At 70.2% G+C, this 14871-nt stretch carries 14 protein-coding genes and 1 pseudogene; 3 read left to right on the top strand and 12 right to left on the bottom strand.

Annotation, left to right across the window (positions count from 1 at the left end; translation table 11 throughout):
* Positions 1 to 66: 66 nt before the first annotated feature.
* Positions 67 to 2751 (bottom strand): AfsR/SARP family transcriptional regulator, encoded by a 2685-nt coding sequence (locus tag C8D87_RS05935; protein WP_112225815.1) that lies wholly within the window; start codon positions 2749 to 2751, stop codon positions 67 to 69.
* 290 nt (positions 2752 to 3041) lie between these two features.
* Positions 3042 to 3773 (bottom strand): YqjF family protein, encoded by a 732-nt coding sequence (locus tag C8D87_RS05930; RefSeq protein WP_112226290.1) that lies wholly within the window; start codon positions 3771 to 3773, stop codon positions 3042 to 3044.
* A 77-nt stretch (positions 3774 to 3850) separates the two neighbouring features.
* Here C8D87_RS05930 and C8D87_RS05925 point away from each other — a divergent pair, with 77 nt between their 5' ends.
* Positions 3851 to 4039 (top strand): solute carrier family 23 protein, encoded by a 189-nt coding sequence (locus C8D87_RS05925; RefSeq protein ID WP_215732191.1) that lies wholly within the window; start codon positions 3851 to 3853, stop codon positions 4037 to 4039.
* Between the two features lie 12 nt (positions 4040 to 4051).
* Here C8D87_RS05925 and C8D87_RS05920 read toward each other — a convergent pair whose 3' ends face one another.
* From C8D87_RS05920 to aztB, 9 genes and pseudogenes are all read right to left on the bottom strand, one after another.
* Positions 4052 to 4336, bottom strand: coding sequence for a PASTA domain-containing protein (locus C8D87_RS05920; protein WP_112225814.1), 285 nt, complete (start codon positions 4334 to 4336; stop codon positions 4052 to 4054).
* A 44-nt stretch (positions 4337 to 4380) separates the two neighbouring features.
* The gene (locus tag C8D87_RS05915) at positions 4381 to 4962 is read right to left on the bottom strand and encodes a hypothetical protein (protein WP_146771632.1); all 582 of its coding nucleotides are present in this window, start codon (positions 4960 to 4962) and stop codon (positions 4381 to 4383) included.
* Positions 4963 to 4968: 6 nt separating this feature from the next.
* On the bottom strand, positions 4969 to 7308 hold the full coding sequence (locus tag C8D87_RS05910) for a glycoside hydrolase family 3 protein (RefSeq protein ID WP_233441921.1): 2340 nt from the start codon (positions 7306 to 7308) through the stop codon (positions 4969 to 4971).
* Positions 7309 to 7388: 80 nt separating this feature from the next.
* Positions 7389 to 7520: a hypothetical protein gene (locus C8D87_RS48495; RefSeq protein ID WP_267899833.1), complete on the bottom strand. Its 132-nt coding sequence runs from the start codon at positions 7518 to 7520 to the stop codon at positions 7389 to 7391.
* Positions 7521 to 7544: 24 nt separating this feature from the next.
* Positions 7545 to 8378 (bottom strand): ABC transporter ATP-binding protein, encoded by an 834-nt coding sequence (locus C8D87_RS05905; protein ID WP_112225811.1) that lies wholly within the window; start codon positions 8376 to 8378, stop codon positions 7545 to 7547.
* A gap of 29 nt (positions 8379 to 8407) precedes the next feature.
* Positions 8408 to 8722, bottom strand: a complete 315-nt coding sequence (locus C8D87_RS05900) for an iron chelate uptake ABC transporter family permease subunit (protein WP_215732190.1) — start codon at positions 8720 to 8722, stop codon at positions 8408 to 8410.
* Positions 8723 to 8875: 153 nt separating this feature from the next.
* Complete coding sequence (gene aztD / locus C8D87_RS05895; RefSeq protein ID WP_112225809.1) at positions 8876 to 10039, bottom strand: zinc metallochaperone AztD; 1164 nt, start codon at positions 10037 to 10039, stop codon at positions 8876 to 8878.
* Between the two features lie 32 nt (positions 10040 to 10071).
* Positions 10072 to 10980: a zinc ABC transporter substrate-binding protein AztC gene (aztC, locus tag C8D87_RS05890; protein ID WP_112225808.1), complete on the bottom strand. Its 909-nt coding sequence runs from the start codon at positions 10978 to 10980 to the stop codon at positions 10072 to 10074.
* Positions 10981 to 12149: 1169 nt separating this feature from the next.
* A pseudogene (gene aztB / locus C8D87_RS47465) lies at positions 12150 to 12968 on the bottom strand (zinc ABC transporter permease AztB); the annotation flags it as partial.
* A 53-nt stretch (positions 12969 to 13021) separates the two neighbouring features.
* Between aztB and aztA the strand changes: the two are divergent.
* Positions 13022 to 13729, top strand: coding sequence for a zinc ABC transporter ATP-binding protein AztA (aztA, locus tag C8D87_RS05880; protein ID WP_233441920.1), 708 nt, complete (start codon positions 13022 to 13024; stop codon positions 13727 to 13729).
* A 162-nt stretch (positions 13730 to 13891) separates the two neighbouring features.
* Here the strand turns inward: aztA and C8D87_RS05875 are convergent, their stop codons facing one another.
* On the bottom strand, positions 13892 to 14230 hold the full coding sequence (locus tag C8D87_RS05875; protein WP_112225805.1) for a hypothetical protein: 339 nt from the start codon (positions 14228 to 14230) through the stop codon (positions 13892 to 13894).
* Positions 14231 to 14272: 42 nt separating this feature from the next.
* Between C8D87_RS05875 and C8D87_RS05870 the strand changes: the two genes are divergently transcribed.
* Entirely contained in the window at positions 14273 to 14869 is a 597-nt protein-coding gene (locus C8D87_RS05870) for a hypothetical protein (RefSeq protein WP_112225804.1), read from the top strand.
* The last annotated feature ends 2 nt before the right edge of the window (positions 14870 to 14871 follow it).

Genomic DNA, 14871 nt, shown 5'->3' with positions numbered 1-14871 from the left:
GGGGGCCGTCGGGTCACGCTGGCAGGGCGCGATACGGCACGGATCGCGCCCTGCTTGACCACACGGCTACAGGCGGCTTCTGACCTCGTCGGCCCTGGGCTCGCCCAGTTCCTCGAACAACGTCACCGACTCCAGCCAGCACTTCTCGGCACCGCGCCGGTCGCCGAGGCCGTCCAGCGCCAGCCCGAGGTTGTCGAGCGCCTCGGCCTGCCCGTAGAGGTCGCCGATCGCGCGGAACGTCTCCAGCGCGCGGTCGACGTACGACACGGCCTTCGGGAAGTCGAGCAGGTTCCGGTACACCTCGCCGATGTTGTTGAGCAGGATCGCCTTGCTGTACGGGTCCTCGACCTGCTGCCGGAGTTCCAGGGACCGCAGGTAGCACTCCAGAGCGGCGTCGAACCGCCCGGCGTCGGAGTGCAGCAGGCCGATGTTGTTCAGCAGCACGGCTTCCGTGTGCGCGTCGTCGAGCTCACGCGAGATCTGCGCGGATTGCTCGTAGCAGGCCAACGCGTCGTCGGCCCGCCCTTGCGCCATGTACGCGATGCCGAGGTTGTTCAACACCGGTTGCTGCCGTGACCGGTCACCGATCGCGCGGAAGATCGCGAGCGCCTGCCGGTAGCACTCGATGGCCTCGTCGTGGCGGCGGGTCTCGCGCAGCCCGATGCCGAGCGTGATCAGCATCCGTCCCTCGGCGCTGCGATCACCGACCGATCGTGCGGCGGCGAGCGCGACGCCGTGCGTGTCGATCCAGTCGGACCAGTGCTTGCGCAGGTTGAAGAAGTCCCACAGGCACTGGGCCAGGTTCCAGCACTGTTCCGGCAGGCCGTGCTCGGCGGCGTCGCGGACCGCGGCCACCAGGTTGGCCCTTTCCGTGTCGCACCACAGCAGCGCGGCGTCGCGGCCGGCGAACGTGCGCGGGTGCACGGCCGGGTCCGCGGTGCCGATCTCCAGCTTGCGCACCGGGTTGAGCTGCTGCCCGGCGTGCCACGCCGTGTGCACGTACCAGTCCAGCACCCGTCGCCGTGCCAGGTCCCTGGCAGGCGGCGGCTCGGCGGCCATCACCTGTTCGACGGCGTACGCCCGCAACAGGTCGTGCAGCCCGTAACGGCCGGGAGTGTGCTGCTGCAGCAGGTGTTCGTCGAGCAACGTCTCCAGCAGGTCTTCGGTCTCGTACGCGGTCAGCCCGGCGAGGGCGGCGGCGGACTCGGCCGTGACGTCCTCGCCGGGGTGGAGCCCGAGCAACCGGAACAATCGGCGCTGGTTGTCCGGCAAAGCCTGGTAGGAGAGGTCGAAGACGCCTCGCGCGCCGAGACCACCGCCTCGTTCCAGCTGCGCCACCAGGTCCCGGACAATCCACTGTGGACGCCGGGCCAGTCGTTTGGCGGCCAGTGCGACCGCGATCGGCAGGTGCCCGCACAGCTCGGCGACCCGGTGCGCCGCCTCGCGGTCGGCGTGCACGCGATCGTCACCGGCGATCCTGGCGAGCAGCGCGACCGCTTCTCCGGGCGTGAAGACGTCCAGGAGGAGCGACCTCACCCCGTCGAGGTGCAGCAGCGTGCGGCGGCTCGTGATCAGCACCAGACAGCTCGCGCTGCCCGGCAGCAACAGCCGGACCTGGTCCTCGCCCGCCGCGTTGTCCAGCAGCACCAACGCCCGTTTGCCCGCCAGCCGATCGCGGTACAACGCCGCCCGTGCCTCCAGCGACTCCGGGATCTGGCCGCCGGGCACGCCCAGCAGGCGCAGGAAGCTCTCCAGCACGGCTGCGGGGTCAGCGGGCAGCTCGTCCGCGTCGAACCCGTGCAGGTCCGCCCACAGCTGCACGTCCGGGTACCGCGGGACGAGCTGGTGTGCCGCCCGCACGGCGAGCTTCGTCTTGCCCACCCCCGCCATGCCCTCGATCGCGGAGATCACGACGGTCGTCTGCGGGCCCGTCTCGCACAGCCGCCGCAGCTCGGTCTCCCGCCCGGTGAACTCGGCGATGTCCATCGGCAGCTGCCGATGCGCGTTCAACGCGGCGGGGGAGGGCGCCCGGCTCTCGAGGATCACCTGCTGCAACTGCCGCAGCCGCGCACCCGGTTCGACGCCGACCTGCTCGACCATGTGCCTGCGGGCGGCCGCATAGGTTTCCAGGGCCTCGTTCCGGCGGCCGGAGCGGTCCAGCGCCATCATCAGCTGGGCCCACAGCTCCTCCCGCAACGGGTGCTGCGCCGTCTCCCGCCGCAGCCGGTCGATCACGTCGTCGAGGCGGCCCAGCTCCAGCGCCGCCTTCCCGTACCGCTCGACCGCGGTCAACCTGCGCTCCTGCAGCCGCGTGAACTCCGCGCGCAGCAACGGTCCCGCGCTCAGCTCCGCGGTCGGCGTGCCGTGCCACTTGGCGAGCGCCTGCGCGAACAGGTCGGCGGCCGCCTCGACGTCGCCGTCCGCGAGGGCCTGCTCGCCCTGCCGCACGAGGTCGTCGAACGCGTCCAGATCGAGCTCACCGGGCTCGACGACGAGCTGGTAACCGTGGCCGGGCCTGGTGACCAGCCGGTCACCGAGGACCTTGCGCAGCCCCGCCACGTACGTGCGCAGGTTCGACTCCGGCGAAACTGGCGGCGAGTCCCAGACCGCCTCGGTGAGCTGTGCGACGCTGACCGCCTCGTTGGCGTGCAGCAACAGCATCGTGAGCACCGCTCGCTGCCGGGGTCCGCCCAGCTCCAGCGGTGTGCCCGTCCGCCTTGCCGCCAGCGAACCGAGCAACAGGAACTCCACAGGTGCATCTCTCCTCGACGGTCACCATCGTTCGGGGTCGAGCCATCCTCGCGCACTTTCGGATGCCCTGTGCGCGGCCTGGGCGAAATCTGTGCGCGCCGCCTGGCACCGTTGTACCCAGATCCGGTACCTGCGCCGCCGGGCCCGAACACCCGGGACAGGGGGTCGGCGCAGTTGCCGGGTCCGGTTCCCCCAAGAACCCGGCCGGCGTGTGAAAGTCACCGCGCACGTCGGCCAACTTGACCGGTGGCCCAGTCAGGTCCCCCAGACTGCGCTGGGCCACCACCCAACTACGCGGACACCGGCACGGGAACGCCGAACCGGACCGGCACCCCCGGCGAGTGCAACACGCTGACCGGTGGCCCCGCGGGGTTTCCCAGACCGGCCGCCGCCACCAGCCCGTCGTCCAGCTCGACCAGCTCGGCATCGCGCAGTGGCCACTCAGGATGGTCGTTGGGCAGGTAGAGGGTCATTCCGTGCCACGCCACGTGCAGGCCCCACCTCGCGGTCAGGAAACTTTCCAGCTCGCCGGCCACCACCGGGCGCCCGGCCCGCACCACCACACGGCTCGACGCGCCGCGAGGTCCTGGCCAGAGGCGCCGGCACGTGTAGCTGAGCACCTCGCCGGAGCGTTCCAGCCGCATCGACGACCACTTGTACGGCAGCCGCGCGCTGATCCGCGCGCCGAGGACGGGCACCAGCCTGCTCGCGTCGAGCGAGAGGAACACCACCCCGCGCCTGCCCGTGGCGTCCACCGAGTAGAGCCGGACGTTGGTCTCGCAGAACGTTCCCACGTAAGGCAGTCGCGGCCCCACCCGCCCGCCGATCGGGTGCATCCGGAACGGCACCAGCCCGACGTACGTGACGCCGTCCAGCACGTCCGGCCGCGTGCCGGCGGGCAGGAACCCCGCGACGGACTCGGGCGCCACGGCCCAGTGGAGGAACGTGACGTCACGCCACCACTGGCCGACCGCGGCGAACCGCACAGGACGCGGCGTCAACGGCGACACCGGCTCGGTCATGGTTCGAACGTACCGCTGAGCGGGCGACTTCTCGCCCACGTGACACCACCGCAACGCTCAGGGGCTGCGAAAGGTCCATGGAGACCGCCCTGAAGCGTCCGGTCGACGAGATGCTGCCACCTGCCCGGCTGGGGTTGCTCGGTTTGCAGCACGTCCTCACCATGTACACCGGCTGCGTCACGGTGCCGCTCGTCTTCAGCGCCGCGGCCGGCCTCGACACCCGCACGATCGGGCTGCTGGTCAACGCCGGGCGTTGGGCGACCTGATCGTCGGCATGCTCACGCTTCCGGTGGCTGCCACCGCGTCGCCGTGAGGCGTTCCGGCAGCGGGCGGCGCGGCTCGCGCACTCCGCTGCCGTCTCCTCCGCCCTCGACCCAGACGGTCACGACGTCCCAGCGTCCGACCCGTGCGCCCGCGGCAGGAAGTTGCGCCACGACCACGCCGTTCAACAGGGGATGGGGACTGTCCGGATCAGGACCCTGCAGGAGCAGTCCCGCGTCGTGACCTGCCAGCCACGCGTCGAGCGCCTGTTTGCCGTGGAAGTTCGGAACCACCACTGTCACATGACTTCACCCGGCATCGACGGTACCGCAACGGGCTTGCGGAATCACCCGCGAACCGGAGCGTCAGCGGACAGTCCGAACGCGCTGCGGGCCTTGGTGAACATCGTGGCCTCGAGATCCGCGGGCAGGCTCCGCTGGATTCGACGGAGCTTGGTGACGCCGGCCCAGGAGAAGTTCGAGCGGACCCACGATCCGTACCCCGAACCGTCGGGCGGTTGCTCCACGCGCAGCACCTCGACCGGCCTGTCCGGTGAGGTCACGGTGGCGAGCTTGGGACTTGATTCACCGCTGCCCTTGACCAGCGAGCCGTCCACCGCGGTGAACTCCTGGCACAGCGCGTGAAGCCCGACCTTGTAGTTGCCCCCGTCCCTGCTCACCTCGATCAGCCGGTCCGCGCAGATCCACCGGACCTTCTGCTTCGAACGGCGGGCTTCCAGCACGCCGCGCCAGTGTCGTTGTTCGAGATAGCTGATGATCGACGCGCGCATGGTTCGCTCCTGCGCCGCGTCCACCCCGGCCGGCCAGCCGAACAGCGCCACGTAGCCGAGCAGGACCGCGGCCACGAGCACGATCGCGGAGCCGATCACGACGTACGGGCGTCGTCGACGGGCTGGGCCGCCTGGCATGACGGCTCACATCCCCCTGTGGTTTGTTGGAGCGGGCAGGCTGACGCGGACATCGCCGAGCCCGCGGGCGATCAGGATCTCGCCGCCGCGCAACGGTCGCCAGCCGTCCCGCCACACCCGCTGCACCCGCGCCGAGCACCGCACCTCGACCTGCGTGGTCTCGCCGGCCGCGACCTCCGCTACCGCCCAGCCGATCAGGCGCACGGGTTCGTCCTCCGGCCGCAGGTAGACCTGTACGACCTCACGCCCGGCACGGGCACCGGTGTTGGTGAGCGACACCGACACCGCGCCGATAGCACCATCCACAGTGGACGACGACGCCGCGCCGTACTCCCACGTCGTGTAGCCGAGACCGTGGCCGAACCAGAACAACGGCTCCGACGCGCGGCGATACCCGATCGCCGTGCCTTCGGTGTAAGGCAATGAGCCGTTCACCGGCACCGGCGACAACGCGTCGGCGTCTGATCGCGGGAAGGTTGTGACCAGCCGCCCGGCCGGTTCGATGTGGCCGAGCAGCGCGGCCGCCACGGCGTCACCGGCTTCCTGGCCGGGCAAACCGGCCCACAGCACGGCGTCCACCTGCGTGAGCCACGGCATCAGCACCGGCGTCGCGGCGTTGACCACGACCACCGTCCGTTGAGCAGCCTCCGCCACCGCGGCGACGAGCGCGTCCTGCTCGCCGGGCAACGCCAGCGTGGTCTTGTCGAAGCCCTCGGTCTCCTGCTCGTCGGTCAGGCCCACGACGACCACCGCGACATCCGCCTCGCGCGCGGCCCGCACCGCGGCACCGATCACGTCGGCGGGAGGCAGGGGGACCGCCTGGGCGATCAGGCCGACCAGCGCGGCTGCCTCGCGCACGCGGGCCGTGATCCGGTCACCGGGCGAAACCAGGACCTCGGTCGTCCAGGACGGCGGCTTCAGCAGTGCTTCCTCCACCACGCCGTCCGCCCAGGCCAGGCGCGTGGCGTGCGACTCTCCGGCGACCTCCAGCATCCAGTCGCCGAACCCGCGCACCCCGACCAGCATTCGCGTCGGCTCGTCCAGCACGACCTCGCCGGACACCTCGATGGAGGCGGCACCCTGTGCCCATCCGCCGTACGCCGCGAGCTCGGCGATCTCCATCTCACGCGACGCCAGCACCTCGCCGGCCCCGTCGAACGTCGTGGCACGGAGGTCGCGCAGCACCCCCGCGCCGGGAGCCGCGTACCGCGCCCGCACCTCCACACCGTCCACAACGGACACGCTGTCGCCCAGCAACGACGTCAGGCCGTCGGCGATGCTGATGACGTGCGGTGGCCGCAACCCGGCCGAACCACCGCCCTGCGCGACGGTGTCGATGGCGTGCCGGCCGATCAGCGCGATCTTGGGTGCGTCGAGCGGTAGCACACCGTTGTTCGTCAGCACCGTCATGCCACCGGCGGCGAACCTGCGCAGCTGCTCACGGCGAACCTCGCTGTCCGGCGCGGGCAGGTCGTCCGGCCACTTGTGCTCAGGTCCGAACGCGCCGGTGCGCTTCGCGAGGAGCAGCAAGCGCCGCAGGTGGTCGTCGATGGTCTGCTCGGCAACCGTGCCCGCCTCGACAGCCGCGACGAGCTTGTCCTCCCACGGTCCGCCCGGACCGGGCATCACCAGGTCGAGACCGCCGTTCGCGCTCTGCGCCGTGGACGAGGTGGCGAACCAGTCGGACATGACCAGGCCGTCGAAGCCCCACTCGCCCTTCAGCACGCCCTCGACCAGCTCGGTGTGCTCGGTCGCCGGAACGCCGTTGACGTCGTTGTAGGCAGCCATGATGGCCCACGGCGAGGCGTCCTCGACGACGATCTCGAACGGCAGCAGGTACACCTCGCGCAACGTCTTCGCGTCCAGCACCATGCTCGCCGTGCGCCGCTCGGTCTCGGACTCGTTGGCCACGTAGTGCTTCGGCGTCGCGGCGATGCCCTTGTCCTGCAGGCCCCGGACGTACGCGGCGGCGAGCGTGCCGGTGAGCAGCGGGTCCTCGCTGTAGGCCTCGAACAGCCTGCCGCCGAGTGGCGTGCGGTGCAGGTTGATCGTCGGACCGAGCAGCACGTGGACGCGCTGCGCTGCAGCCTCGTCCGCGAGCACCTCGCCGACCTCGCGCTCCAGTTCGGTGTCCCAGTGCTGGGCGAGCAGCGTGGCGTTGGGCAGCAGGCAGGCGATCACCCCGCCCCTGAGCTCGGCGCCGCGCACGCCGGTCGGGCCGTCGGACAGCTTCAGGGCCGCGAGCCCGATCTCCGGTTCCGGCCACAGCGCGAAGAGTGCCGAACCGGTGAGCAGACGGACCTTCTGCGGCAGGTCCAGGCTCGCGATCGCCTCGTCGATGTCCACGACCTGGACGCTACTCGCGATCTTCGAGGTAGCGGGTGTGGTCGGCTGCCGTTTACCGGAGTTGGAGGCGGACGGGTCGGTCATGCCGTAGGTGAACTTCCGCGCGCCCGCCGCTTCGGCGATCTCGGCCAGCCGACGCGCTTGCCGTCCCAGCCGAGCTCTTCGACCTTGGCGGCGGGCAGGTTCGCGTCGACCAAGCCCGAGGTCGTCATGAAGAACGGCGACACCGAGCCGAACTACGAGAGCTTGCTCCCACTTTTCGCAGCCACGTGCGTCCTGCCGATGGGCACGATCAACGGGCGCTCGCTGACCGGGTCGTCGATGACCTTCGCCTGCAGGCCGAACGTGTCCAGCAGCAGCTCGCTGGTGATCACTTCGCTCGGATGTCCTTGTGCGACAATGGATCCCGACTTCATCACGATCAGGTTGTCGCTGTACCGGACGGCCAGGTTCAGGTCGTGCAGGACCATCACGATCGTGCAGCCGCCCTCGTGCAGGTCGTCGACGAGGTCGATCACGTCGATCGCGTGCGCGAGGTCGAGGTAGGTCGTGGGCTCGTCGAGCAGCAGCAGATCGGTGCCCTGGGCCAGCGTCATGGAGATCCACACGCGCTGCCGCTGACCACCGGAGAGCGAGTCGACCGGGCGCTGTGCGAGATCGGCCACACCGGTCATGTGCAGGGCCTTCTCGACGATTTCCGCGTCGTCGCTCGACCACTGGCGCAGCCAGCTCTGGTGCGGGTGCCGGCCGCGCGCGACCAGGTCGGCGACCGTGAGCCCCTCCGGCGCGATCGGGGTCTGCGGGAGCAGGCCCATCCTCTTCGCGATGTCCTTGGTCTTGAGCCGCGCGATGTCGTGGCCGTCGAGCAGCACGGTTCCCTGGCGCGGTTTGAGCAGGCGGGACAGGGTGCGCAGCAGCGTCGACTTGCCGCAGCCGTTGGGCCCGATGACCGTGGTGATGACACCGGTCGGGATGGTGATGTCGAGATTGTCGAGCACGACCCGGTCGGCGTACCCGACCGTGACGCCCTCGGCACCCAGTCGGGCGGCATCGTTGCGCAGCGCGGTCATAGGGCAACCTTACTTAACTGAGGATTACCTCAGGCCGCGCGTCTCAGATTCGCGCGCACCAGCAGGTGGACGAGGAACGGCCCCCGTGACGACGCCGACGGGAGGTCGTCGGGCAGCACGCTGCGCGCGACGAGGTCCGAGCCGATCAGCAGCAGCGCGCCGAACGGCCAGGACGCGATCAGCGGCGGCACGGGGGAGCTCAGCCGCATGGTGATCTGTAGCGCGACCAGGGCGACGAACGGCACGGGACCGGCAGCGGAGACGGCGACTCCGGCGAGCAGGACCGCGCACAGCAGCAGTACGTGGACATCTCGGCTCCTCGTGATGCTGTCTGCAGGAGCCACACTCCCGGTACCGGCGCCTTGCTTCGCGCCCGTGAAGAACCCTGGTCCGGAAGTCCCCAGGGGCGCGCGGGTTGGCCAGCACCTCGCTGTGCCTGGAGCCGCGCCCAGCCGGTGATGCCGTACGGGGGTGTTCCCCGTACGGCATCAAGGTGCTCAGGCGGTGACGCCGCTGAGCTCGTTCTGCTTCTGCGGCAACGACGCGGTCGCCGTGATCGTCCCGGCGGCGAGGTCGATCCGGTGCAGCTTCTGCTTGTTGGGATCGGAGACGTAGACCGTGCCGCCCCGCACGAAGATCGCCGGGCGGGGCTGCTGCCACTCCAGCGGCTCCTGCCAGGTGTCGGTCACCGGGATGGTGCGGGTGACCTCGGCCTTGACCGGGTCGATCACGTGGATCTTGCCGTCGGTGCCGAGCACCAGCGCCTCGCCCTGCGGGCCGCGCGCGAGCGAGCGGAAGGTGTAGCTGGCGCCGAGGTCGACGAGCTTGAGGGTGCCGGTGGTGGTGTCGATCAGCGAGATCTGCGTGGGGCGTTCGAGTTCGGCGTCGGGGTCCTGCTTGTAGTCGCCGAGGACGATCGGGGAGTGGTCGCTACCGGCCTGGTTGCCGATCCGTCCGTAGGCCGTGGGGCTGTTCACCTTGGTGATGGCGCCGTTGCGGTAGATCAGCACGCCGTTCTGGCAGCCGATGACGACGACCTCGTCCTTCGCGGTCGCCTCGCCGTGGACGCCGGGGCAGTCCTCGTTGCGGGTGATCTCCTTGCGGTTCTTGTCGAGCACCGCGATCCCGACGCGCTTGTCCTTGTTGCCGAGCGTGACGACCAGTTCGCCGTTGGCCAGCTCGATCGCCACGCCGTGGTGCGGCTCGGCGGTCTTGTAGGTCTCGACCTTCCGCTCGGCACTGGCCACTGTGGCCTGATCGAGGATGCGTACCTCACCGGTTCCGTCGGTGAACAGCACGGTGCGCCCGGCGTGCCGGACGACGTGGCCCGGTTCGGCGCCGGGGAACTCGATGTCGGTCAGCTTGCCGGCGGCGGCGTCGAGCACCCGGAACCCGTTCGACGTCGAGACCATCAGGTGCTTGTCGTCGCCCACGGGGTTGAGCCGGTTGAAGCCCGCCAGCTTGATGTCGGCCTTGACCTCGAGCGTCTTGCCGTCCAGCACGTGGATTCCGCCGTCGTAGGTGACGGCGACCGGCTCGGCCACCGCACCGGTTCCAGAAGCGGCCTGCGGAGCCTTCTCCGCGCCGCAACCGGCCAGCACGAGCGTCGAGGCCACTGTGGACACCACGGCGGTCGTCCACTTTCGCGACCAGCTTGTCATCTGCTTCTCAACTTCCTCTTCAGGGTGTCGGGTCAGGCACGGGCGAGGCCGCGCACGATCGCCTCGGTGTTGGCGCGCGTCATCTCCACGTAAGTGGCCGCCCCACCGCCCGCCGCGGTCAGCGATTCCGAGTACAGGGCGATCACCTGGACGTGGACGCCTGCCTGCTCGGCGAGCACGCGGGCCAGGCGGTCGGGTTGCGAGGAGTCGGCGAAGATCGCGCCCACGCCCGCCGTGCGGACGGCTTCCGCGAGCGAGGCCAGGTCGGACGCGCTGGGCGAGGCGAGCGTCGTGCCGCCGGGGATCACGGCGCCGACGATCTGGAAGCCGAAGCGCTGGGCGAGGTAGCCGAAGACGTGGTGGTTGGTGACCAGCTTGCGGTGCTGGGCGGGGATGGACGCGAGCCGCTCGGCCGTCCAGGTGTCGAGCCGGTCGATCTCCTCCAGGTAGCGCGTCGTGTTGGCCCTGACCTTGTCGGCGTCGATGCCACCGACGTGCTCGACGACGCGCTCGCTGATCACTTCGACGGCTTTGCGCACGCGTTTCGGGTCGGTCCAGAAGTGCGGATCCGGCTTGCCCTCCACGTCGTCGGCGGTGTAGCGGATCGGGTCGATCTGGTCGCCCACCGACAGGACCGGCACATCGGCCTGCTCGGCGGCGCGGACGTGCCGGAGCACACCCTCTTCCAGTCCGAGTCCGTTGTGGACGACGAGTGCGGCGCTTTCCAGCCTTGCCGCCTCCTGTGCCGAGATCGCGAACGAGTGGGGGTCGGCGTTCGGCTTCATCAGCACCGTGACCGGCGCCGCGTCGCCGACGATGTTCCGCGTGATGTCACCGAGGATGTTGGTGGTGACCACGATCCCGTCGCTCTGCCCTCGTGCGCTGCCGCATCCGGTGAGCACCAGCAGGAGGGCGCTGGCCGCCGCGAGAATCCGCTTCATCGTCCGGTCTCCACCATGTGCGCCGGCTCGATCTCCAGCCGGATGGTCCTGGCGACCCGCAGGCCGTCGTTGTAGTCGATCTCGTGGATCGCCCGGCCGCGCGCATCGTTGACGTAGGCGCGGTTCGGGTCGATCTCGATCACCGGTGACGTGCCCTCGGTGATGGGTGCACTGAGCACCTGGCGCTGCGTGATCTGCTTGCCGGTCTTGACGTCGTAGGAGTGCAGGATCCCGTCCGGCGTCAGCGTCAGCAGCGGTCCTCCCTCGCCGACCGCGTTCACGGCGGCGACGGGCCCGGTCTCCAGCAGCGTCCACTTCTTCGCCCGTACGTCGAGCGACCAGACACCGAGGTCTCCCGCCTCGGCGGCGAGCGTCGTGCTGCCGGGCCGGTGGCGGAACTCGACGGCACGGTCGGTCTCGGCCACGGCACGGGGATACGGGATCTTCTCGCCCGTGAAGGAACCGTCCTTCCCCGTCACCACGAGGGCTCCGTCGGCGCAGCCGAAGACGACGCCCCGCCGGGTCACCGCCTGGCCGCGCGGGCTCTGGCACTCCGGCCCGACCGTCGTCACGTCCTTGCCGTCCCTGGTTTTGACGGTCACACGACCGGATCCCGCGACGAGCAGGTGTTCGGAGTAAGGCACCGCGACCCCGCCGCGCAGTTCGCCGCGCGTGTTCACAGCACCGCCGTCCAGTGCCTGCCGGTCCAGCAGGGTCGTGTCGCCGCGGTCGAACACCACGGCCGCGATGGTGGGATCGCTGTCCGCGTTCACCACTCCGTCTCCCGCGACGGCCCCGACATCCCTGGCCTGGGCGCGGTAGTAGTGCACGTGGTCACCGTGGTCCACCATCCAGGCCCCGCTGTCGACGATCCGCACCGAGCCCTTGCCGGTCAGGTAGGCGAAACGGCCGTCGCCGGTGATCGCCCGCACACCGTCTACGCTGCCGGCGTCGGTGACCTGCTCCGTGATCAGGTCGACGACCCGCACGGCACCGGTGCGCTCGTCGGCCACGACCAGCCGGGACTGTGCCTCGGCCGTCTCCTCCGCACCCTCGACGTAGCCGTGCGGCACTTCCTCCTGGGTGGGTTTCGAGCCGCAACCGGCCAGCGGCAGCGCCACGACCAGCGCGGCGATCAGCACCGCGTGCTGCCCACCGGCGCCGGAGATCCGCACCCGGTCGCGCACCTGGGCACCCAGTGCCGCCAGGAAGAACAGAACGACGGAGACCAGGGCGATCGTTGCGCCGGCCGCGGTTCCCGCGTGCCACGAGACGAGCAGCCCGATGACGGTGGCGGTCACGCCCAGCACCGCCGCGCCGAACATGATCGTCACAATGCGGTTGCACCAGAACGTCGCGGCGGCGGGTGGCGCGATGAGGAGACCGAACACCAGCAAGGTGCCGACCACTTGGAACGACGCCACGATCGCCAGCGTCACCAGGCCGAGCAGCACCGCGTGCGCCAGCCGTGGCCGCAGGCCGAGCGTCTGCGCCTTGCGCGGATCGAAGGTCAACGCCACGAACGCGCGATGCCCCCACAGCGCCACCGCCGCGGCAACGGCCAGCGCCACGACGAGGTGACCGAGGTCCTGCGGCCGCACGGCCAGCACGTCGCCGAAGAGGAACGCGGTGAGGTCCACCGCGAACGACTCGGAGTGCGACACGAGGATGACGCCCAGCGCGAGCATGCCCACGAACAGCAAGCCGATGCTCGTGTCCTGGGAGAACCGTTTGGTGCGGCCCAGCGCCGTCACGCCGAACGCCATCGCGCCCGCGCTCGCCGCGGCACCGAAGAGCAGGTTGCCGCCCAGCAACGACGCGATGGCAACGCCGGGCAGCATGCCGTGCGACATCGCGTCCCCGAGGAACGCCATGCCACGCAACACAACCCACGTCCCGGCGATCGCGCACAGGCACGAGACGAGCACACCGGCCCACAAAGCCCGCTGCACGAAGGAAATCTCGAACGGGGCAAGCATCCACTCCACGAGCAGGACCGTATAATGGCAACGATAATCATTACAATGTGATGGAGGGTGTCGTGACGCACGTCTCGGACCGGCCTGCGGTACGGCTGCGCGGACTGTCGGCCGGCTACGCGCGGCACACGGTGCTGCACGAGGTGACCGCGGAGTTCCCGCGCGCCGAGGTGACTGCGATCGTGGGTCACAACGGCTCCGGCAAGTCGACCCTGCTCGGCGTCCTCGCCGGTGTCATCACACCCGCCGCGGGCGAGGTGGAGATCGGCACGCGGCGTCCGGCGTTCGTGGTGCAGCACAGTTCGGTTCCAGCAGGACTGCCGATCACCGTGTGGGAGACGGTCGCCATGGGAAGGTGGGAACACCGCGGTCCGTTGCGCCGGTTGTCCACAAAGGACAAGGAACTGGTGGGCGCTTCGCTGGAGCGTATGGGTGTCGCCGATCTCGCCTCGCGCCGGCTCAGCTCGCTGTCAGGAGGGCAGCGCCAGCGCGCTCTTCTCGCGCAGGCCTTCGCTCAGGACTCGGACCTGCTGCTGCTCGACGAACCGGATGCCGGCCTCGATTCCCAAGCCCGGCAGGACATTTCCGCTGCGATGGCCGATGCACGGGCCAACGGCGTGACCGTCGTCCACGTCACGCACGATCTGATCGAGGCATCGCGCGCAGACCACTGTCTGCTGCTCCAGAACGGGCGGTTGATCGCCGCAGGTGACCCGCGCACGGTGCTCGAGCGCCAGGCAACGCCGTTGTCCAATACGGTTGGCCTGTGACATCGGGCAGATTGCGAAGACGCGGTCGGCTGCTGGGGACGCTGTGCACAGCCCTCGCCCTGGCCGTACTGACGTTCGTGACCGCGCCGCCGTCGCGCCCTTCGCGCCGCTGCCGTCGTCCGCTTTCAAGCTCAACATCGACCGCACGCCGGACTACGACGCTTACGGTGACGCCATCCGCGCGGTCGAGAGTCGCAGCGCCGTCACGCGCGCGTCGCCTCTCGACGTCGCGACGTCCCGGCAGCACGTCGGGCGGGCGGCGTTGTGCCACAACACCGGCCTGGACGGCTCCCTCATGTACGACGGCTTCTGCTGGGACACCGCCGACGACAACACCAGCGCGTACGCCGCAGGAGGAGGCTGGCACCCGCAGGGCCTGACCGCCGCCCACGAATATGGCCACGTCCTGCTGGTCCGGCCGGTCGGCGACGACTTCAAGGCGGTCGCCGGCGTCCACGCCGACGGCATCGCCTGGTACGACAACAAGCTGTTCGTGGCCAACGGGGAGAGCTCCTCGTCTTCGACACGCGGTACCTGTGGCGGATGTCGTCGACGTCGAGCGGAGAGGTCGGCATCCGCGACGGGGTGTCGTCGGCGCGCTATCACCAGTGGGCGCTGCCGCTGCAGGGCCGCTACCACACCGGCGACCGCGGCCTGGACCCGCGCGCCCGCTCCGGCGGCAGCGGCAGGGCGTGCCTGGGTTCGCTGAGCGTCGACCGCACCGGGCCCGCGCTGGTCTCCGGCGAGTACCGCAGCCACGCCGCGGGCGCGGGTGGCCGGGTCGTGCGGTGGCCGCTGAACGACGCCACCGACCTGCCGCGCGCGGACAACGGCGCGACCGTCGGCACGGCGACGGCGAGCGCCGCCTACAGCACGCCGGTCTTCCAGATGCAGGGTGTGGCCACCGATGGGACCTGGTACTACATGGCCGGTGAGTGCCCGCAGAGCTGGGTGCCCGACCTCATCGCCCGCGGTGCCTGCTCGTGCATCCACCGGGCTCGGCCGGGAGGTGAGCCGAGCGTCGTCACGCGATCGCCCAGTCTCACCCAGAACCTCTCGTACAGCACCGCTTCCGGCCGGTTGTGGGGGCTGAACGAGTACACGGGCCACCGGGTGGTCTTCAGCATCGACCCGCCGTGACG

The sequence above is a fragment of the Lentzea atacamensis genome (genome assembly GCF_003269295.1).
Lineage (GTDB): Bacteria > Actinomycetota > Actinomycetes > Mycobacteriales > Pseudonocardiaceae > Lentzea > Lentzea atacamensis.
Note: the sequence above shows the minus strand (reverse complement) of the source record. Positions and strands in the feature narration are given on the sequence as shown.